The 20,032-nt window shown below is 45.8% G+C and carries 21 protein-coding genes; 13 read left to right on the top strand and 8 right to left on the bottom strand.

What is annotated here, in order from left to right; translation table 11 throughout:
• Nucleotides 1–63 precede the first annotated feature (63 nt).
• Nucleotides 64–708: an outer membrane protein OmpW gene (ompW, locus tag R7R78_RS11055; RefSeq protein ID WP_054576497.1), complete on the bottom strand. Its 645-nt coding sequence runs from the start codon at nucleotides 706–708 to the stop codon at nucleotides 64–66.
• A 495-nt stretch (nucleotides 709–1,203) separates the two neighbouring features.
• On the opposite strand from ompW, the gene R7R78_RS11060 reads away from it, so the two are divergent.
• Genes R7R78_RS11060 through R7R78_RS11070 form a run of 3 tightly spaced genes read left to right on the top strand, consistent with a single transcriptional unit; the run spans nucleotide 1,204 to nucleotide 2,834 of the window.
• Entirely contained in the window at nucleotides 1,204–1,854 is a 651-nt protein-coding gene (locus R7R78_RS11060) for a Qnr family pentapeptide repeat protein (RefSeq protein WP_005374358.1), read from the top strand.
• A 9-nt stretch (nucleotides 1,855–1,863) separates the two neighbouring features.
• Nucleotides 1,864–2,175 (top strand): cupin domain-containing protein, encoded by a 312-nt coding sequence (locus tag R7R78_RS11065; RefSeq protein WP_005374359.1) that lies wholly within the window; start codon nucleotides 1,864–1,866, stop codon nucleotides 2,173–2,175.
• Between the two features lie 38 nt (nucleotides 2,176–2,213).
• Nucleotides 2,214–2,834, top strand: coding sequence for an HAD-IB family hydrolase (locus R7R78_RS11070; RefSeq protein ID WP_031778857.1), 621 nt, complete (start codon nucleotides 2,214–2,216; stop codon nucleotides 2,832–2,834).
• Nucleotides 2,835–2,950: 116 nt separating this feature from the next.
• Here R7R78_RS11070 and R7R78_RS11075 read toward each other — a convergent pair whose 3' ends face one another.
• Nucleotides 2,951–4,129, bottom strand: coding sequence for a lytic polysaccharide monooxygenase (locus R7R78_RS11075; RefSeq protein WP_054578559.1), 1,179 nt, complete (start codon nucleotides 4,127–4,129; stop codon nucleotides 2,951–2,953).
• 214 nt (nucleotides 4,130–4,343) lie between these two features.
• Nucleotides 4,344–4,784, bottom strand: coding sequence for an Lrp/AsnC family transcriptional regulator (locus tag R7R78_RS11080; protein ID WP_005374369.1), 441 nt, complete (start codon nucleotides 4,782–4,784; stop codon nucleotides 4,344–4,346).
• A gap of 114 nt (nucleotides 4,785–4,898) precedes the next feature.
• Here R7R78_RS11080 and R7R78_RS11085 point away from each other — a divergent pair, with 114 nt between their 5' ends.
• Both R7R78_RS11085 and R7R78_RS11090 read left to right on the top strand, forming a co-directional pair.
• Complete coding sequence (locus R7R78_RS11085; protein ID WP_054578560.1) at nucleotides 4,899–5,483, top strand: LysE family translocator; 585 nt, start codon at nucleotides 4,899–4,901, stop codon at nucleotides 5,481–5,483.
• A 179-nt stretch (nucleotides 5,484–5,662) separates the two neighbouring features.
• A complete protein-coding gene (locus R7R78_RS11090) occupies nucleotides 5,663–6,436 on the top strand; it encodes a siderophore-interacting protein (protein ID WP_053303996.1) in 774 nt (257 codons plus the stop codon).
• 99 nt (nucleotides 6,437–6,535) lie between these two features.
• On the opposite strand, the gene R7R78_RS11095 is transcribed toward R7R78_RS11090, so the two are convergent.
• Nucleotides 6,536–7,408: a LysR family transcriptional regulator gene (locus R7R78_RS11095; RefSeq protein ID WP_017633836.1), complete on the bottom strand. Its 873-nt coding sequence runs from the start codon at nucleotides 7,406–7,408 to the stop codon at nucleotides 6,536–6,538.
• A gap of 80 nt (nucleotides 7,409–7,488) precedes the next feature.
• Nucleotides 7,489–8,295: an arylamine N-acetyltransferase family protein gene (locus R7R78_RS11100; protein WP_017821026.1), complete on the bottom strand. Its 807-nt coding sequence runs from the start codon at nucleotides 8,293–8,295 to the stop codon at nucleotides 7,489–7,491.
• A 293-nt stretch (nucleotides 8,296–8,588) separates the two neighbouring features.
• Here R7R78_RS11100 and R7R78_RS11105 point away from each other — a divergent pair, with 293 nt between their 5' ends.
• The 5 genes from R7R78_RS11105 to R7R78_RS11125 all read left to right on the top strand — a co-directional run bounded on the left by R7R78_RS11105 (nucleotide 8,589) and on the right by R7R78_RS11125 (nucleotide 13,056).
• The gene (locus R7R78_RS11105; RefSeq protein ID WP_017821027.1) at nucleotides 8,589–9,737 is read left to right on the top strand and encodes an S-(hydroxymethyl)glutathione dehydrogenase/class III alcohol dehydrogenase; all 1,149 of its coding nucleotides are present in this window, start codon (nucleotides 8,589–8,591) and stop codon (nucleotides 9,735–9,737) included.
• A gap of 62 nt (nucleotides 9,738–9,799) precedes the next feature.
• Entirely contained in the window at nucleotides 9,800–10,639 is an 840-nt protein-coding gene (gene fghA / locus R7R78_RS11110) for an S-formylglutathione hydrolase (protein ID WP_005374382.1), read from the top strand.
• Between the two features lie 444 nt (nucleotides 10,640–11,083).
• Entirely contained in the window at nucleotides 11,084–11,539 is a 456-nt protein-coding gene (locus R7R78_RS11115) for an oxidoreductase (RefSeq protein ID WP_225473640.1), read from the top strand.
• Between the two features lie 5 nt (nucleotides 11,540–11,544).
• The gene (locus R7R78_RS11120) at nucleotides 11,545–12,642 is read left to right on the top strand and encodes a GGDEF domain-containing protein (protein ID WP_005383270.1); all 1,098 of its coding nucleotides are present in this window, start codon (nucleotides 11,545–11,547) and stop codon (nucleotides 12,640–12,642) included.
• A gap of 24 nt (nucleotides 12,643–12,666) precedes the next feature.
• Nucleotides 12,667–13,056 (top strand): hypothetical protein, encoded by a 390-nt coding sequence (locus R7R78_RS11125; RefSeq protein ID WP_225473559.1) that lies wholly within the window; start codon nucleotides 12,667–12,669, stop codon nucleotides 13,054–13,056.
• A 93-nt stretch (nucleotides 13,057–13,149) separates the two neighbouring features.
• Here R7R78_RS11125 and R7R78_RS11130 read toward each other — a convergent pair whose 3' ends face one another.
• Together R7R78_RS11130 and R7R78_RS11135 are read right to left on the bottom strand one after the other, a co-directional pair.
• The gene (locus tag R7R78_RS11130) at nucleotides 13,150–13,953 is read right to left on the bottom strand and encodes a Cof-type HAD-IIB family hydrolase (RefSeq protein ID WP_053303993.1); all 804 of its coding nucleotides are present in this window, start codon (nucleotides 13,951–13,953) and stop codon (nucleotides 13,150–13,152) included.
• A gap of 94 nt (nucleotides 13,954–14,047) precedes the next feature.
• Nucleotides 14,048–14,935, bottom strand: coding sequence for a LysR family transcriptional regulator (locus tag R7R78_RS11135; protein ID WP_225473562.1), 888 nt, complete (start codon nucleotides 14,933–14,935; stop codon nucleotides 14,048–14,050).
• 126 nt (nucleotides 14,936–15,061) lie between these two features.
• On the opposite strand from R7R78_RS11135, the gene R7R78_RS11140 reads away from it, so the two are divergent.
• The 3 genes from R7R78_RS11140 (at nucleotide 15,062) to R7R78_RS11150 (ending at nucleotide 18,339) form a co-directional block, all read left to right on the top strand.
• Nucleotides 15,062–15,928 carry an MBL fold metallo-hydrolase gene (locus R7R78_RS11140; protein WP_176311395.1) on the top strand — a complete coding sequence of 289 codons (867 nt, stop codon included), beginning with the start codon at nucleotides 15,062–15,064 and terminating at the stop codon, nucleotides 15,926–15,928.
• Nucleotides 15,922–16,542 (top strand): DsbA family protein, encoded by a 621-nt coding sequence (locus R7R78_RS11145; RefSeq protein WP_021484323.1) that lies wholly within the window; start codon nucleotides 15,922–15,924, stop codon nucleotides 16,540–16,542. Before R7R78_RS11140 ends, R7R78_RS11145 begins: the two co-directional genes overlap by 7 nt.
• A 117-nt stretch (nucleotides 16,543–16,659) precedes the next feature.
• Nucleotides 16,660–18,339 carry an RluA family pseudouridine synthase gene (locus tag R7R78_RS11150; protein ID WP_225473564.1) on the top strand — a complete coding sequence of 560 codons (1,680 nt, stop codon included), beginning with the start codon at nucleotides 16,660–16,662 and terminating at the stop codon, nucleotides 18,337–18,339.
• Between the two features lie 98 nt (nucleotides 18,340–18,437).
• Here R7R78_RS11150 and R7R78_RS11155 read toward each other — a convergent pair whose 3' ends face one another.
• Nucleotides 18,438–19,778 carry an MATE family efflux transporter gene (locus tag R7R78_RS11155; RefSeq protein WP_017633826.1) on the bottom strand — a complete coding sequence of 447 codons (1,341 nt, stop codon included), beginning with the start codon at nucleotides 19,776–19,778 and terminating at the stop codon, nucleotides 18,438–18,440.
• Nucleotides 19,779–20,032: the final 254 nt, after the last annotated feature.

Here is a 20,032-nt window from a genome sequence, read left to right on the forward strand (position 1 = left end):
TCCCCGTAACCGCCCCCAAAGTCATGCCAATAATAGTAATGTGCGTGTAACTACTGGTTTTTCTTAGAACTTGTAACCGCCGCTGATCATAAATACCCAAGGGTTAATTTTGACGTCGGTTTTTTGCTTCACTCCACCTGCTTTATAAGTTGCTTCTGTCTCAATGTTTGCGTACCACGCAGCGGCGTTGAGGAACCATTGATCGTTGATCATGTAATCCACACCAATATTCGCTGCTAGACCGAATGAATCATCCAACTTAAGATCTGAAAGACCAGCGCCTTTACCCGTGCTATTGAAGCCCTCATCAAAGAACATGGTGTAGTTGAGACCTGCACCCACGTATGGACGGAACTTACTTTGTGGCTCGCCAAAGTAGTACTGCACCATAAGCGTTGGTGGAAGGTGTTTGGTGTCCGCGATATCACCAAGACCTAACAAGTCTGTTGAAATATCGTGGCTGAATGGTGTTGCTGCTAGAAGCTCTAAACTGATGTTGTCTGTAAACATGTAGCCAAACGTCAAACCAAGCTGCGTATTTGAGTCAACTTCTAACTCTTCTTGAGAACCAAGAATCTTATCACTGCTGTCATTTGGAACGACAGACGCCGCACCAACACGAAGAACGAAGTCACCTTGTTTATGAGCGAAAACACTTGGTGACACGAGTGCAGCAACCACTGCTAGACTGCAGATTGTTTTTTTCATTTTTATTTCCTTTCGTAGGGCTTCGTTATGTCGTACCCAAAGGGGTGCCTGCTAACTGATCTGAGATTTCAAGTAAACTCAGCGCCTTGAAGCACACGGGTATCTATATCTTTTTGAGCTGTGCGCAATCTAGCACATAGAAACCCTACTATTTTGATGGAAATCAATTTGTGAAAAATATAGGTTTTTTGTATGGAGAAACGCCATATTGATCAACAAATTATGCAAATAGGATACAATTCTGTAATGCAAACTGTGCGTGTGAGTTGCCATGCATACCCATAAATGCGAATCCTCTCGTTAAGGCTCGTAGCCAGCAAAAACTTTTTTCGCCCTCTACGTCTTCTATTTTCAAAAAACAACCCACTTAAAAAGCTCGTTTGACCCCTTAAAATCGCGATTTGAGGGGTTTGTAAAACACTGAAATACAAGAAGTTATTTTTCTGGAAAATCAGTCACTTGGAGTGCTAGTCTGCTCGCAACTAAGGAGAAGACATGTTAAAAACCGATCTCATTTTTGAACGAGAAAACTTTTCTCATCACGATTTTCAGAATGCTACCTTTAAAAACTGCCACTTTTATATGTGCTGTTTCGACCATGCCGATCTGCGCGATGCTAAGTTCATCGACTGTCGCTTTATCGAATCCAAAGCGCTAGAAGGGTGTAGTTTTCGCTTCGCGAACTTAAAAGACGCTAGCTTTACGAACTGCATGTTGGCGATGAGCCTGTTTAACGGCGCAAATTGTATGGGCTTGGAGCTACGTAAGTGCGATCTCAAAGGGGCAAACTTCCAAGGTGCGAACTTTGCTAATCGCGTCAGTAACACCATGTTTTTCTGTTCTGCTTTTATTACTGGCTGCAACCTCACCTACTGTAACTTCGAGCGAGTGTTACTAGAAAAATGTGACCTCTTTGAAAACCGTTGGAACGGTGCGAACCTCGCAGGGGCAACTCTCAAAGGCTCGGATTTATCTCGCTGCGAATTCTCGCCAGAACAATGGGGAACCTTTAACGTTGAGCAGTGTGATCTGACTCATGTCGAACTAGACGGGCTGGATGTTCGCCGCGTTTCTCTGTTTGGTGTTAAAATTTGTGATTGGCAACAAGAGCAATTGCTTGCGCCTTTTGGACTGATCATTCTCTAAGGAAAGGCCATGAACCTGTTTAAAGACTTACCGAATAACCTCGACGAGGAAGTGTTCGAAGACCTGCTGACCCACAAAAACCTGCGTATAGAACGCATTCTCTCAACGGGGCAAACCTCTCCCGAAAGTGGCTGGTACGATCAAGAAGAACATGAATGGGTCTTGGTTCTTAAAGGAGCAGGTGAGCTGACTTTTGAATCAGGTGTCGTGCAACGACTTGAGGCAGGCGATCACGTTACGATTCCAGCTCATACCAAACACAAAGTGAGCTGGACTGACCCAACGCAAGAAACCATCTGGTTGGCGGTGTTTTATCAATAAACACAAAACGATCTTAAACCAAAAAATAGGCGCTGAGTTTGCTCGATACTACTAAGCCGTCACTGGCACTGTTTGATTTTGATGGCACCATCACCCGAGAGGATATGTTTAGCCTTTTCCTCCACTATTCTGCTTATGGCCTGCGCAAACGAGTGGGAAAGGTCGCTATCATGCCATTTTATGCGCTGTACAAACTCGGAGTGTTACCCGCTCGTGTTATGCGTCCTCTCAGCAGTTTTATTGCATTTTCAGGGAAAGAAACGCAGAAAATTGAAGCGATTGGCGCTCAGTTTGCCCACGAAGTGATCCCGCTGTACTTACGGCCAGAAGCGATGGAAAGGTTGGCGTGGCATCAGCACAGAGGCGATACCATTGTGGTGGTGTCGGCATCACTCAATGCGTATCTCAAGCCTTGGTGTGAAGCGAACGGTTACCACTTGCTGTGCAGTGAACTGATCTCAGAACAGCCAAAACTGAGTGGCTTTTACCAGCAAGGTGATTGCAGTTTAGAAAAAAAAGTCTCGCGCGTTAGGGCCACGTTTTCGCTCGACGAATTTGCGTCTGTTTATGCCTACGGTGATACGCACGAAGACATTCCGATGCTCAAACTGGCAGACTACGCGATGCTCAACTGGAACGAGTGGAGAGCAAGCGAATAACGATATGTGCTCTGATTTTCAAGACAACCACTCGACCAAAGTGGTCGTTTTAGACTGAAAAAACAAACCCTTCTCACATGAGAAGGGTTTTATTGTTCAGAGCCAGAATAAATGGCTTAACGCCATACACCCCATTGACCCGTTGTGCCAGGTTCCTCACCAGACGTCCACCACTGGGCAGTCCATTCTTTGCCGTTGTGCGTCACCACATCACCTTGGTTGTAAACGGCTGTCTTGTCCCACAAATTGGTTGGTTCAACTGGTGGCGTGACATCCGCTTTGAGCAGTGACAACGCATAACTGAAGTCTGCACTTGGCGCTAATACTTGATTCGCATTCACGTTGTTACTGTCGAACATGTAGTGATTCATCTCTTGATGCCAAATACCCACATACCAATCGCCCGTTTGCTGCGCGTTAAATTGATCAGCAATTTCTGCCGCCCAAGTCGTCGTATTGTTTGCGCTGATTGGCAGTGAAATATCGACAATTTCATTGCCTGTCGCATTAAACGTACGGAAACGAATGGTGTCACCCGCTTCTACTGGTCCGAAACCTTGCTGAACAAAGTAGCCTAGAGATGTCAGATTATTGCCCGGTTCGGTTGGATCAACGGGGTCAGTCGGCGGCGTCGTACCTGTTCCGTTTAACGTAATGTCACTACAGTTGTAGAAACCTTCACCAGCCACATCAATGCGCTGCCAACGAGTATAAAGCACTGCATCGCCGGAACGATCAGCAGGGAAAGTCACCTGAATACGGTAGCGTTTTTCCGCATCAACATACACGTCACCTGCGGTGTCGATCAGCTCTAAATCACTCCAAGTAAGCGGTTTTGAATCATCATAAGTCGGCTTGGTGAGATAGAATTCCCAGTACGATGGGTTGTGCGGCGCCTTGCCGTAAAACACCAATTCAATCTGGTTGTTTGCATCTGGCGTAACATTGGTGCGCTGCCAGTTTGGAGAAGGAATGTTCAAACCTTTCTTAGCGGCATCGCCGGCAGAACACAGTTCGCCGTCACGGACTACGGCTTTAACATGCTCCATATCTCGGTAATTTGGTACGTTTGCTGCAATTTCACTGCGTTGCACAAACGGGTAAGCACCAGATTCTTCAAAAGCCGCTTTACACGCTTGGTTGGGGATCTCATTGGTCCAAAAACCACCGTCTAAATAACACGTATTCTGACGAGCACTTGGAAATTCTACCCAGCCGTGGGCGTTGACGTTAAATGAGCTCAATGCGGCAACAGCGCTTAAGCTCAAAAGAGGAAGTGTTACATGTGATTTCATCGTTCATCCTTAAATTTGCTGACTCGCCGCTCATGAACACAAGCGGTTTAAGCAAAACTAGCAGGATGAGATTATTTCGAAGGTGAGAATAAAGGTGGAAATTGTAAGAGTGCCATCTGCTTTCCAGCATTTGTTGTGTACTTATCTCATACTCGACTGACTCTTTCGAGTCACTTCAAATTCATGTGCCACAAAAACTGTCACTCTCGTTTGGCTATCGCTCGTCTTTTGGTGTGTCCATCACCACCATCGTTGTGATCGACTTGACGTGTTCGCACTCACCCAACACATCAGCATGGAACGCTTTATAAGCGGCGAGATCTTGCGTCTCTACGCGTATGAGATATTCGTTAGATCCCGTAATGTTGTGACATTCCACCACCTCGTTTACAAAACGCACATGCTCTTCGAAACCCAGCTGCGCCTGCTTAGAGTGCGAGGCCAAACCAATCGACACATAAGCAACAAAACCCACGCCAAGTTGCTGATTATCCAGTACTGCTCGGTAGCCTTTGATCACGCCTTTACGCTCTAAATCTTGCACTCGGCGTAAGGTTGCAGATGGAGATAAACCAACGCGTTCCGACAGCTCTACATTGGAGATTCTTCCATCTCGTTTGAGCACTTGCAATATTCTTTCGTCAAATCTATCCATGATGATGTTTTATTGCTTATTTAGTTTCTAATCATCAAATAAAAGCACAATATTGACCTCAGTTCTACTTATAGTTGTTCTCAACTTATCGAGAACTGATTCAAGGAACAATCTATGGAATATCATCAACTGGGTGCTTTGGCGTTGTTCGCTTTTGTCTCCACTTTTACGCCGGGTCCCAATAACATTATGTTGATGACCTCAGGGGCAAATGTCGGCTTTAAACGCACTATCCCACACATGTTGGGCATTACCTTCGGCTTTGGTGCCATGCTAATTTTGGTGGGTATTGGCTTGATGAGCCTGTTCCATGCCTACCCGCTAACCCACTCCATTTTGAAAGTATTGAGCTTGAGTTATTTGCTGTACTTGACGTACAAAATCGCCACCAGCGACAAAACCGAAGCAAAACACGATTTTCGCCCAATGTCTTTTTTAGGGGCTGTCGCATTCCAATGGGTGAACCCGAAGGGTTGGTCGATGGCGTTGACGGCCATTACGGTATACAGCAGTGGCGGTGCATGGCTCGAACTGACTTTTATCGCCGGTATCTTCTGTTTAGCTAACTTGCCATCGGTGACATTTTGGACGGCGGCAGGTATGCAATTGCAGCGTTGGTTGACCACCGATAAACGCGTTAAGGGGTTCAACTACAGTATGGCTGCGCTGTTGCTTTTGTCTACGATTCCAATGATATAAGTCCATTTATGGTTAAAAAACGACTCACTTTACGTGGTTAGAGAAAGGATAGAGGTAATATTTTTCTTGAGGCTTTGGCGTTAATTCACAGTGTAAATTTGTTTAAAGACGCTACCCTCTTGTTAGGGAACTTGATAATCTTTAAATGAGAAAGAGAATAATTATCGAGTAAAGTAACAATGAAAAAGAAGCCTCAACCTAAAACGCTTGTTGTCACAGACACAGAAACCATCACTCCAAACATGCAGCGCATTACCTTGCAAGGTGAGGCGCTGAGCCACTTTCCTCGTGACTGCGAAGGCAGTTACATCAAATTACTGTTTAACGATATGGGCGGCGCGGATCTGAGCATCCTGTCAGAAGACGACCGACCAATCATGCGCACCTACACTATTCGACGCTTTCATCCAGAAACCAGTTCAATCGAAGTGGATTTCGTCCGACACGTAACGCAAGATCTGCAATGCGGATTTGCAGCGCGTTGGGCAATGGCCGCGCAAAAAGGCGACACGATCAGCATTGTTGGGCCAGGTAGCATCTCCAACTTAAATACTGAGGCGGATTGGTTCTTCATGGCTGCCGATATGACAGCACTTCCAGCACTTTCTGCGAAAATTCGTACGCTGCCAGAAGAGGCCAAAGGCTACGCTGTGATCAGCGTGATGTCTCCAGCCGACATTCAACCCCTAAACACGCCAGCCGGTATGGAGTTGATTTGGCTAACCGAACAGCAAACCTTGGCTGATAGCGTTCGCGAACTCGAGTGGTTAGATGGTAACGCTTCGGTATGGTGTGCGTGTGAGTTCGATTCAATGCGTGCGCTGCGCCAATATTTCCGCAACGAAAAAGAAGTCGATCGCGAGAATATCTACATCAGCAGCTATTGGAAGCAAGGCGTATCTGAAGATGGGCACAAAGTGATTAAACGTGAAGACGCGGAATCCAACCAATAGTGATTCATGTCTTTTCGATTCCAGCTCTCATCCTAATAAAAACGCCCGGCATCACCGGGCGTTTTAGCGACTTCAGTTGTATTAAAGTTCATGAAAACTCTAATCCGCTAGTTCCTGCGCTAAAAAGTCGATTAACAACCTCACTTTGGGCGATAAATTTCGGCTTTGTGGATACAGTGCCCAAATGCCTTCACGGTCGTCTCGGTAATCGGTCAGCACCTCGACTAGCTCACCGTTATCTAGAGCTTCTTGAACGTAATAGTCCGGCAACTGCACTAAACCCAAACCACGTTTTGCGGCGCCCATTAGCGCAAAACCACTATTGCATTTAATTCTCCCCGATACGCGCAAAGACTTATCGCGTTTATTTTCCTTAAAATGCCAATAATCGACCGAACCAACTAGGCACTGATGTCGAGCCAGTTCGGATAATGTGTGAGGCTCGCCAAATCGCTCCAAATACATAGGGCTAGCACACACGTAATTTTGACGCGACGAAAGACGCTTTGCGATCATGCTGGAATCTTGCAGGCGGCCAAGACGAATCGCCACGTCTACCCCTTGCTCTATCAAATCCAGTTTTTGATTGGTCAGAACTAAATCGAGGTCCACACGCGGGTACTTCTCCAAAAACTGATGCAAGAGCGGCGCGAGGTTCATTTCCCCATAGGTCACAGGCGCTGTCACACGCAGCAAACCTCGCGGTTCGGTCTGCATTTGCGTTACGGCAAGCTCGGCCAGTTCTAGCCCTTCGACCAAATGTTTGCACTGCTGATAATAAAGCTGTCCAGCTTCAGACAGAGAAACTTTTCTCGTCGTGCGATGCAGTAACTTAACCGCAAGACGCTCTTCAAGTGCCGATACGCGGCGACTGATTTGTGCCACTGACGTTTTCAGTTTAGCCGCGGCAGCTGTAAAGCTGTTAGTTTCCGCTACGGCAACAAACTCGCTGACTCCTTCCCAATTCGCCATGCTGTATTCCTGTCGACCTCTTCTAGACAAATAGTGATTACATTGTTCTCGTCGCGCTACGCTTTGAAAACGGGAAAACTTTACGCGTCAGGTAACGGACGAAGTTCGTCGTATTGCGCATCAAGCTCAATGCCAAAATATTCTTTCAACGCATCCAGGTAGGTTTGACCTGGCTCTAGCTCTATTTCTGTTAGCTCTTCATGATTGGTGCATCTGAGTGTGTAGTTAAGCAGCGTCACCAACCCACTTTCTGTCGCTCTAGCAGCGACTCTTGCGCTAGTAAAACGCGAATTAGGCGAAGTCGAGGTAAAGAAGTTGCTACATGCAATGTCACCAGCACACACGAACTCTAGGTCAAAGCTGTATAGATTGTTCCACACGTCTGTTCCATCGGTAGAAAGCACTTGGAGGAAATAACCAAACTGAGCATCTTTGACAAAACGGAAGGTTTGTAAATCCGTCTGAATCACTTGGTCAAGGATAAATGGCAATGGCGCTCGAGGGGTATTGGAGCCAAAACCCACATCGACAATCCATGTTTGTTCCTCTAACGTCACTAACGTGATTTGATGACTACGACCTGTTGGTGTACCAGACACATGTACACGCCCTAACAAACTTCGCGCTTCAAACCCAAGAGTGTTGAGCACATCAAGCATTAAACCATTTAATTCAAAGCAGTAACCACCGCGAGAGTGGTACACGGTTTTTTGAATAATATCTTCAATCTCAACAGAGACGCCTCGCTGCAATGCGATGTCAAAATTCTCAAACGGCAGGCAACGATGCTGCGCCACGTGAACTCTGTGCAATGACTCCAAATCGGCGGGCAATTCACTAGGCAAGCCTAGCTTGGTTAAATAGGCACTCAGATCCGTCTTATTCATAATCACTCTTACCTAGCTGATGGTTTGACTGTTTTCTACTTTAGCCCCTCTATCTAACTTCAGGTCAATCACCTTTTCCATTTCCCTTCCGCTTTAAGGAGGCATAGCACTCTTTTTACACGCTCACCTTATCATTATTACGCATATGTAAAAATCATTTTCAATATGGACGGATTATCATTTTTACTGAAACACCTAAAATGAGCACCAACAAAACGACGCAGCGCGGTAAGCAAACCTTAACTACGCTTATTACGTCACTCCATATACTGAAAATATAAAGGAAACATCCAATGTCGCTTGAAATCAAACCTGGTCAAACTCACATAAAATCAAAAGCAATGGTCGCTTGGGCTGCAGGTGAGCCGCTTAAGATGGAAGAAGTTGATGTTCAACTTCCAAAAGCCGGCGAAGTGCTAGTACGTATCGTAGCAACTGGTGTTTGCCACACTGACGCATTCACTCTATCAGGCGATGATCCTGAAGGTATCTTCCCTTCAATCCTTGGCCACGAAGGTGGTGGTATCGTTGAAATGGTTGGCGAAGGCGTAACAAGCGTTGAAGTTGGCGACCACGTTATCCCACTTTACACTGCTGAATGTGGTGAGTGTAAGTTCTGTAAATCTGGCAAAACGAACCTATGTCAGGCCGTTCGTGAAACGCAAGGTAAAGGTCTAATGCCAGATGGCACAAGCCGATTCTCTATCAACGGCGAAACTATCTTCCACTACATGGGTTGTTCTACTTTCTCTGAGTACACGGTTCTTCCAGAAATCTCACTAGCGAAAGTAAACAAAGAAGCACCACTTGAAGAAGTTTGTCTTCTAGGTTGTGGCGTAACCACTGGTATGGGTGCGGTATTAAACACAGCTAAAGTTGAAAAAGGCGACACAGTGGCAATCTTTGGTCTCGGCGGTATCGGTCTTTCTGCAATCATCGGTGCTCGCATGGCTGGTGCCAGCCGCATCATCGGTGTAGACATCAACGAAAGCAAATTCGACCTAGCGAAACAACTTGGTGCAACTGATTGCATCAACCCACAAAAATTCGACAAGCCAATTCAAGAAGTGATTGTTGAAATGACAGACGGTGGTGTTGACTACTCATTCGAATGTATCGGTAACGTAAACGTGATGCGTCAAGCACTTGAGTGTTGTCACAAAGGTTGGGGTGAGTCAGTCATCATTGGTGTTGCTGGTGCAGGTCAAGAGATCTCAACTCGTCCGTTCCAACTAGTAACTGGTCGCGTATGGCGTGGCAGCGCTTTCGGTGGCGTTAAAGGCCGCTCTGAGCTTCCAGAAATCGTGAACCGTTACATGGCTGGTGAGTTCGGCTTACAGGAGTTCATTACCCACACAATGGGATTAGCAGACGTCAACAAAGCGTTTGATCTGATGCATGAAGGTAAGAGCATCCGAACAGTTATCCATATGGATCAATAATGCTGCCTCAGGCTCTCCTTTTGGGGAGCCTGAATTCCTTCTGCTAATTAGAGAGTTTATTCATGACCATTGAAAATGTAAGCCAAGCCAAAGTGTTTGGCGGTTGGCACAAGCAATATACACACGAATCCAATGCCCTAAACTGCACCATGCGCTTCGCGATATTCTTGCCACCTAACGCAACGAAATCAAATCCCGTACCCGCGCTATACTGGCTCTCTGGTTTAACGTGTACCGATGAGAACTTTATGCAGAAAGCGGGCGCATTTCGTATGGCGGCCGAGCTTGGCATTGCGATCATTGCACCAGACACAAGTCCGAGAGGCGAAGGTATCGCTGACGACGAAAGCTATGACCTAGGAAAAGGAGCTGGCTTTTACCTTAATGCGACGCAAGCACCTTGGTCACTGCATTACTGTATGTACGACTATGTGACTGAGGAGTTGCCTGCGATCATCGAAAGTAACTTCCCAGTCTCTGACGTGAAGTCAATTTCCGGTCACAGTATGGGCGGCCACGGAGCGCTCACCATTGGTCTGAAAAATTCAGAACAGTACCGTTCTATTTCAGCGTTCAGTCCAATCAGTAACCCAATGCAATGCCCTTGGGGACAAAAAGCCTTTACTGCTTACTTAGGCAAGGAGCTTGAAAGCTGGAAGCAATACGATGCAAGTGAACTTCTAAAACAACAACAATCACCATTACCAATTTTGGTTGATCAAGGTGATGCTGATGGCTTCTTAAATGAGCAGCTTAGACCGGAAGCGCTGATTGCTGCGGCAAAAATACACGATTCAAACCTAACCTTGAGAATGCAACCAGGCTATGACCATAGCTATTACTTCATCTCAAGCTTTATTGAAGAGCACCTCAACTTCCATGCAAAATATTTGTTTGCATAGTTAATTTAAGTAAGCTCATGAAATAAAAAATAAAGTCACCAAAACTAGGTGACTTTATTTTCTTTACGTACTAACAAATACATATCTGAATATCGATGATTTAAATATGTAAAATAATGTAACTTAAGAACAAATTCGACATCCATTTCTCGCCTTATTAAATTCTCATTTCCGACACAGTATCTTTATTAAAAATGACACAAAGTTGCACTAAAAACCAATTAAATACCGCGAAATCATTACGAAACTCTACCATCATCCCAATACTCTGAGCTTTTAATTAAGAAGCAACTTAATAACCTTGACGTGACGTAAACCGACAGTTATTTTTGAAACATAACGTATTATAAAATCTCATCCGGTTGGCTCTATAATTATAAATAAATTACCGCTAGCACCTTTGTCCTAGCTAAGAAAAAAGAATAAAACTCAAAAGGGCATATGATGAAAAAGATAGTCGCGCTAGGTCTGTTTTTTGTTGCGCCATTCTTGTCTGCAAATACGATCGTATTTAGTAGTAGCCAGCAGTCTAGTGTCATACTGGAACTGGAAGAGATCCAAGCTTTACCTACCACTAGCTACACGATGACATTGCCTTGGCTTCCTGCTTCGTCAGAGTTTTTAGGCGTTAAACTCAGCACGCTTCTTACACACGTCTACGGAAAGGTACCAGAGCAGGTTGATATCAGCAGCTTAAACGACTATCACTCGACATTGTCCCGACAAGATATTCTTCGATATCAACCAATACTGGCTTATCAACAAGATCAGAATTACATAAAAGTCAGGAATAAAGGCCCTTTCTGGGTGATATATCCACTCAATCTCTATCCAGAGCTAAACTACAATAAATATCATGCGCAAATGGTATGGCAAGTAAATGAAATAAAAGAAAAATAATAAGAATGAAGTTATCAGAACCCTATTCTAAGAAACAAAGAATATTGCAATATTCTACCACCAGCAAAATGCTGCTGGTGGTGTTTGCCGTTTCTTTGCTTCTCGCGAATGTCGTGCTTTTACAGCAAACACGTTCACTCTCACAAAATTTTAATAACGAACAAAAACAAGCGACTTGGTTTTTATTCCAACTCTCCAAAGAACTATCAGAACTTGTCGGCGAGGCCAGACGGTTAGATGAAAACGTATTGAATATTGATGGTGCAGAGCTTCAATACGAGTTAGCGTGGAGTCGCTTTGACTTATTGACCAGTAGCACGAAAGCCAATAAGTTCTTTTCTCGGAACAACATGCACCTTTACTTCATTAATCTTTTTGAAGAATTCAAAGAGCTAGAAAAACAACTAGTAGAAGCTAGAACAGGTGACAGCCAAGCTGCTGCTGCATTTTATCGTTCAACTCAAACACTATATTTAGGCTTAATAGACTTCGTTAATCAAAACTTCCGCCTAAGCAGTAAAGCTTATGAAGCACAAAAAGGTCAAACCCAGCGCTTAATGCAAGCACAATATATGTTGTTTGCGACGTTCGTTTTGTCGATTATCTCTCTAACTTATTTCTTTTATCGTGAATCCCATTTTCATAGAAAATTGGCGCTCAGCGACCCTTTGACGAACCTAGGGAACCGCAATGCACTATTCATAACCCTAAACAAATTTACTCAAGAAAAAAGGCCCTTTTCTCTCTGGATTCTAGATTTAAATGGTTTTAAAGAAGTCAACGACACACACGGACACCAAGTTGGCGACACTGTACTGCGGGAAATCGCTAGGCGGCTTAATTCTATGGCACTCAATGATTTTACTGTTTATCGCATGGGAGGAGATGAGTTCGCGGTTATCCTTGAAGGTGAACATCTCAATGAAGAGAACGTACGTGAGCAGATAAATACCGTCTTTGATGCACAAATATTAAACTCCGATAAAGTCTCAACACTTTCAACAAGCATGGGCTTAGCGCAATACCCTAAAGACAGTGACAATGTTGACTTTCTTATCAGCATAGCGGATAAGCGCATGTACAAAATGAAATTTCAACGTTAAACGGTATATATGATGAGAAAGTTCATGCAAGTACTGCTTCTACTGGCAGTCATTGCGGCAGGTGTGTTGGCTTGGGTATTTATTCCATCGCACGAAACCATCGGGCAAAAAACGCTTGAGCAGGCACTCAACGACGACTACAGCCTAGTTGGGCATCGAATCTACTCAACCGATCCGGATGCTGGCAACCGATTCGGCTACTTCGTATTGGCAACGGGCCAGAGCATTGAAGAGCAAGAGCCGTTTTTGGTCACTTCGGATCAGTTTATTCGCATGGAGCAAACGGGTGATAATATCTTGTCTGTGAGCATCAATGGCCGTATTTACCATTATCATAACGACTTGTGGGTGCCAAAATCAGACGGGAAATTGCAACACTTTTTAGTCAGCGCAACCGCCAAGTACGTACGCTAAAACGGGAACCTTACTCCCCCCAAAAAAACAAAGCCCCGCAGTGTATGCGGGGCTTTTTACGTGAAGAAGAAAATAACATCGAAAGAATGAGCGTTACTTCGCTAATACTTTCTCTTTAATCACTTTGAGTACCCCAGCCTCTTGGTTGCTTGGCGCAGAATAACGAGCAATTTTCTTAATCTCTTCGTGCGCGTTGGCAACCGCGTACGAATGCTCACTGACTTGCAGCATTTCGAGGTCATTGAGATAGTCACCAAACGTCATGGTTTCTGCCGGAGTAAAATTCATCGTCTCTTGAAGATGCTGAATGGCCGCACCTTTAGAGGCCTCGGCATTCATCACATCCAGCCAGATTTTTGCACTCACCACGACTTTATGCGTTGCGCCAAACTTCGCGTTCATGGTCGGAAACAGGAGCTCTTCCGAACCGTCAAAGTGACAAATTGCTACCTTAATAAACTCGTCTTCGACCTCAAGCAAATCCGGCACATATTCACAGCGGTGGTAGTACTTTTGAAATTCTTCCAGCGATTGCTGATCATGCGTTTCGATGTACGCCGAGCGCTTGCCACACAATACGATGTTCGCTCCGTCAATTTCACGAGCCGCTTTCACAATCTCCAACACTTCCGCTTTAGGAATGGTACAACTGTAGAGCTCTTTGTCTTGGTACATCACTAAGGTGCCGTTTTCAGCCACATACAACAGTCTGTCTTTGATTGGCGCGAACGTGTCTCGCAGACTGTAATACTGACGACCAGACGCAGCGGAGAACAAAATACCTTGCTCTTCCAGTTGCAAAAACAGATCGAAAAACTCCGGATCCAAACGACCGTATTGGTCAAGCAATGTGCCATCCATATCGGAAGCAATAAATTTGATGCGAACTTGTGACATTAACTAAAACTCTAAATGACGCTGCGAAAATATATCCATGTAAGGTACAGGATCTTGTATGAATCTCAAGTCGGGATGACGACGCCTTTCGCTATTACCAAGGATGCTGTTTAAAGTAATCTTCACTGTGATCGATGAAAGCTCTCACCGCAGGAGACAAGTGTTTACGTGATGAATACAGCGCGTAAATGTTGAGATCATTTGGCTTCCAATCCGGCAACACCGACTCAAGCTGACCTGATTTGAGATAGATATTGCTCAAGTAAGTTGGCAACATCGAAATACCCATGCCTTGTAAAGCGCCATGCAATAACGCCGTGGCCTCATTGCTGGTTAGGCGACACTCAATTCCCACCGATTCGAACTGGTCGCCCTGAGACAAATGCCACACGTGACGCTCAAAGTTTTTGTATCCCAAACAGTCGTGTGAAGATAAATCTCGCGGATGCGCGATCGCGTGGTGAGTTTGTAAATATTGCGGTGATGCTACCAACACCGATTCGCACACCGCAATCGGCTTACCAATCAAAGAAGGATCGGGATCTGACGCAATTCGGATCGCCAGATCGATACGTTGTTCGGTTAGATCACTCACTGAATCTTGCAGATCTATGTCGATATGCACTTTGGGGTGCTTTTGCATAAAACTGTTTACTACGGGGATCAACTGTGAGAATCCAAATGAAGTACTAGACGCAAGACGGATTTTTCCGGACAGCTCACCATCAGCGGCAATGTTCGACGTTAATGTATCGGCCTGTTTTAACCAGCGCTCAATCTGAGGCAAGCTGCGCTCCCCTGCGGTGGTGAGGGACACCTTGCGCGTGGTGCGGTGTAACAAACGAGTTTGCAGCCAGTTCTCCATCGACTCTACATAACGAGTTACCATTGGCCGAGACATGTCTAACCGCTCGGCGGTCGCGGTAAAACTGCCAGAATACACCACATCTACAAATACTCTTGCTGCCGTTACTCTATCCATACATTTGCTCGAAATAAGAAATAGTGATGCACATTATTGTGTATTTTTCCGAGCGTATCAATTTCCTAATATAGCTCCCGTTCCCAAGCCATCGTCGCTTGGCCCCAAATTCTTTAGGAGCTTATTATGAAAAAATTCACTTTGATTACTGCATCCATTTTAATGGCAAGCCCTGTTCTAGCGGCAAACCACTCTCCCCTTACTCTTGAGGTTTACAACGCCGACGGTAACAGCTTCCACGTAAACTCAACCTTGGTATACGGTGAGACTGACGCCATGGTTATCGACACTGGATTCACCAAAGCTGACGCGATGCGCATTGCCGCTAAAGTTCTGGACTCAGGCAAAACACTTAAAACCATTTTTATCAGCCAAGCGGACCCAGACTACTACTTTGGCGCAGAGGCCTTACACCAACAGTTCCCTGATGCGCAGATCATCACAACGCCTGCGGTTCAAAAAATTATTAAAGAGAAATTGGCTGGAAAGCTGGCGTACTGGGGACCAAAGCTTGGCGCAAACGCACCGGTAAAACCAGTGATCCCTGTCGCGTACGATAAAGCATCATTAGAGCTAGAAGGTCATAAGATTGAAATCCGTGGTAACCATGGCACATCAGCACACCGCCCTTACCTATGGATTCCAGATAACAAAGCGATTCTAGGTAACGTAGCCGTGTACTCAAACGTACATTTGTGGATGGCAGATGCCGCAGACCAAACCGCCATCAATGCTTGGGAGCAGCAACTTAGCGAGATGCTTGCGCTTAAACCTCAAGTGGTCATTCCTGGTCACATGAAAGCAGGCACAAAGCTGAACGCAGACACCATTCGCTACTCGCAACAATACTTGCAGGATTTTCAGCAAGCGAAAAAACACAGCAATAACAGCGTTCAACTCATTGACACCATGTCTGCGAAATACCCAGAAGCTCAATTGCCAATCGCGCTAGAAATCGGTGCGAAAGTGCATACTGGTGAAATGTCATGGTAACCGTGCATTACTTCTTCGATCCCATGTGTGGTTGGTGCTACGGGGCATCACCACTCATCGAAGCCTTGATGGACACCTCTCAATTTAAGGTAGAGCTTCATCCCGGCGGTATGATTGAGAAACGCGCGATTGAATCTGAATTTCGTCAGCACATCATCAACAGTGACGCTCGTATCGCAACCGAAACCGGAGCAACGTTTGGTGAAGCATATCTGCAACGCGTGAAAAGCGAAGATGCGTTTGTTCTTGATTCTTATCTACCAACACAAGCGATCTTGAGTGCGGAGAAAATGGGGCTCAATCCATGGCACATGCTAAAGGCCATCCAATCCGCGCATTATCAGCTCGGGTTAAAAGTGAATGAAGCATCGACGCTCAAAGCCATTGCAGAATCGCTAGGTTTAGCAAGTGATGCGTGGGAGCAAAACATGACGTTAAGCGAAGCCGAGCTAAACGAGAGAATTCGCTCTAGCCGACAATTGATGCGCCAGTTGCACGTTGGTGGTTATCCAACCCTGATTGCAGAAGTAAATGGCGAGTACCTGACCTTGCCGCACTCGGCCTACTACGACAAACCGGCACAGTGGAAGCTTGCATTACAAAAACTGCAATAAGCTCTTCCCCACTCGCTCTTGTTCTTAATCCAAGAGCGAGTGCCAACACCGACATGGCAATCCTGACTCAAACAGGTACAATCCTCGCTCGAATTTTTACTCGCGCGGATACCCACCATGCACTCGCCTGAACATTGTTTTACTCGTTTTACTGCTGATACTTCTGACTATGAATTACCAACGCAGTTTACGTTTCCGTTCTACTACACGCCGCATCCGCTTTGCGTTATGGCCGCAAAGCAATTGCAACAGCACTTATTAGCGCAAACCGACTTCGAACACGATTTTGGTTTGGTTAATGAAGAAACGGGGCGAGGCAAAATGTTTGGCGTATTGCTGGTAGAAAGCCCTCAAGGCGAGCTCGGCTTTTTAAGTGCATTTTCTGGCAAAATTGCTGACCAAAACTTGATTCCAGGATTTGTCCCTCCTGTGTACGACATGCTGACCGATGAAGGCTTCTTCCGCGCAGAAACGGATGCCATCAACGCCGCCAATGCGGAGTACAAAACCTGTGCCGCGAATCCGGAATTAGCGGATCTTAAAGCGCAAATCCAAGCCGACCGAGCCGCTTATCAGCAAGAGGAGCAAACACAGCGCCAAGCGATGATTGATGGCCGAGCAGCACGCAAGCGACAGCGCCAACAGGGCGAGCAAACGCTCAATGCCGATGATCTCAAAATCTTGTTGGATGAGTTGGGTAAGCAAAGTGTCGCCGAGAAAAACGTTCTCAAATACTTAAAGCAAGCGTGGGATGAAAAGCTTGCAATCAAAGAAGCGCGCTTGGCCGAGTTAGAGCAGCAACTTGCTCATCTGAAAGAGCAGCGCAAGACACTCTCCAACGCTTTACAGCACAAACTGCATAAACAATACCGCTTCCTAAACAGCCATGGCGAAGCACGCGACTTGGTGGACATTTTTGCGGACACCACAAACCCAATACCACCAGCAGGTGCAGGGGAATGTGCTGCGCCAAAACTGCTCCAATACGCGTTTAAACACGAATTCAAACCGCTGGCGTTGGCAGAATTTTGGTGGGGTGTTTCGCCAAAGTCTGAAGTTCGCCAACACAAAAAATTCTACCCATCGTGCAACAGCAAATGTCAGCCGATTTTAGGTCATATGATGCAAGGGCTGGATGTCGAACCTAACCCATTGGCGGAGAATTGGGCAGAAGACAAAGAGCTAGAGATAATCTACCAAGACGACGCTATGGTCGTCGTCAACAAGCCCTCGGGCTTACTTTCAGTGCCGGGTAAAACTATCAAGGACTCTGCTTATACGCGCCTACAAGCGATGTACCCTGATGTGGAAGGGCCGTTTGTGATTCATCGCCTCGACATGGCGACCTCTGGCATTTTGGTGTTTGCCTTAACCAAGCGCGCGAACAAAAGTCTGCAAAAACAGTTTATGGCTCGCGGCGTAAAAAAACGTTATATGGCACTGCTCGAAGGCGTATTAAACGAGCCTGAAGGGGAAATTTCACTGCCAATGCGTGGTGACCCCGACGACCGCCCACGTCAACTGGTGTGTTTTGAACACGGGAAACATGCAGAAACCTACTGGCAACTGATTGAAGTCAAAGATGGACGCAGCAAGGTATACATGTATCCGAAAACAGGGAGAACTCACCAACTACGTGTACACAGTGCTCATCACATGGGGTTAAACATGCCGATGGTTGGTGATGGTTTATACGGCGAAAAAGCGAATCGCTTGCACCTGCATGCTGAGATGCTAGAGCTGGATCATCCATACAGCAAAGAGCGCATGGTGTTCAAAGCTGAGTGCGAATTCTAACGTCTTCCCGATTTTAAATAACAAAAAGGCACTGACTAACAGTGCCTTTTTTTGTTTTCTAACAACAGAATAAGCGTGATGCGCGATACCGAAAACCGTTAGCTCACCTTAAACTTGGTCCACACCTGAGAGCGCCAACGTCTTGCCATGATGATACCACGTACCCATTCATCGAGTGCGATTGCCATCCAAGCCCCTAAAACGCCATAACCCAAGTGGATGCCAAAGATGTAAGAGAAAAGCACGCCTAATCCCCACATACTCAAAATCCCCATTTGCACTGGGAACTTGATGTCACCCGCGCCTTTGAGCCCCGCGATAAAAATCAGGTTAAACACACGTCCGGCTTCGAGCAAAATTGAGCCCATGACTAACGAGCTTGCCAATGCGAGTATTTCCGGTTGATCGGTAAACACGCGTAGAATCTCTTCTCTAAACAGGTAAATCAGTGTGGTTGCCGCCGTTGATGCCACAAACCCCACTAAGAAGTAGATTTGTACGCGTTTTAAAATGCTACTCACCCAACCTTTACCGATGTAGTAACCAGTCTGAATTTGCGCTGCCTGACCAATTGCCAACGCGAAAGCAAACGAGAAACGGGCAATGTTTTGTGCATAAGTGAAAGCCGCCAACGATGCCGTCCCCATTTGCACCACAAAATACACAATGCAGATTTGCGCCACGTTGTAAGACAGCACTTCACCCGCGTTCATGCCGCCGATTTTTAAGATCTTTTTGTAAATCTCTGCGGGCACTTGTTTCATGGTCGACATCGGTAGTTCAATGCTGCTGCGAGCGAGAATAAACCATAACATTAACGTACCGATGACTTGGCTGACGACGGTTGCTATTGCTACACCTTGCACACCATACACAGGTAAACCGAATGGCTGGTAAAGCGCAATATAGTTACCAATGATGTTGAACACACCCGAGATCAAATTCACCACCATTGGGGAACGTGAATAACCATGACTACGCAGAATAGTTGTAAAAACAACGCCAATCGTAACGTTAAACGTCATCGCACCGCTTATCAGCAGATATTCATGAGCGTACTGCTCAACTTGCGCTTCCAAGCCGTAATACGGGAGTAGGTATATCGCACCAAGTACGGCAATCACACTCAATAGCACACCGACGAGCACAGACAGCGCAATACTCGCAACACCAACGCTCACTGACTCTTGCTCGCGTCCAGCGCCATTGTATTGGGCAATCAAAATCCCCGTACCGCTACTGACAAACGTCGAAACGATGATTAAAAAGAAGGTAATCTGCGTGATCACACCAACAGCGGATACGGCTTTGTCTGAGTAGCCACTCAGCATGAACACGTCACTGGTTCCTAAAGCCGTCCGTAGCAAAATTTCGACAAGAATTGGCCAAGCTAATGCCACGATGGACATTCGTTGGTTGATGTTTTGGCTTTTAGGCATGCTTGTAACCTTTCCTACAACTAAAAACTGCCTCACAATATTTGTGAAGCAGTTTAAAAATAGTGACTCGAACGAAGCTCGATATGAGGTTGTGATTTAGCGCGGATTCTAGTCGCATATTGGTCATAACGACAACAATATTTCGCCCTGTTTCGGAAAAATATTTCTAATGCATTTTCGAAACGACATATGCCTTGACGATACGTAGAGCAGAGATTGGTGAACAATACTCTCAATCAACGAGCACCGAACAG

Source organism: Vibrio sp. 2134-1, assembly GCF_033339495.1.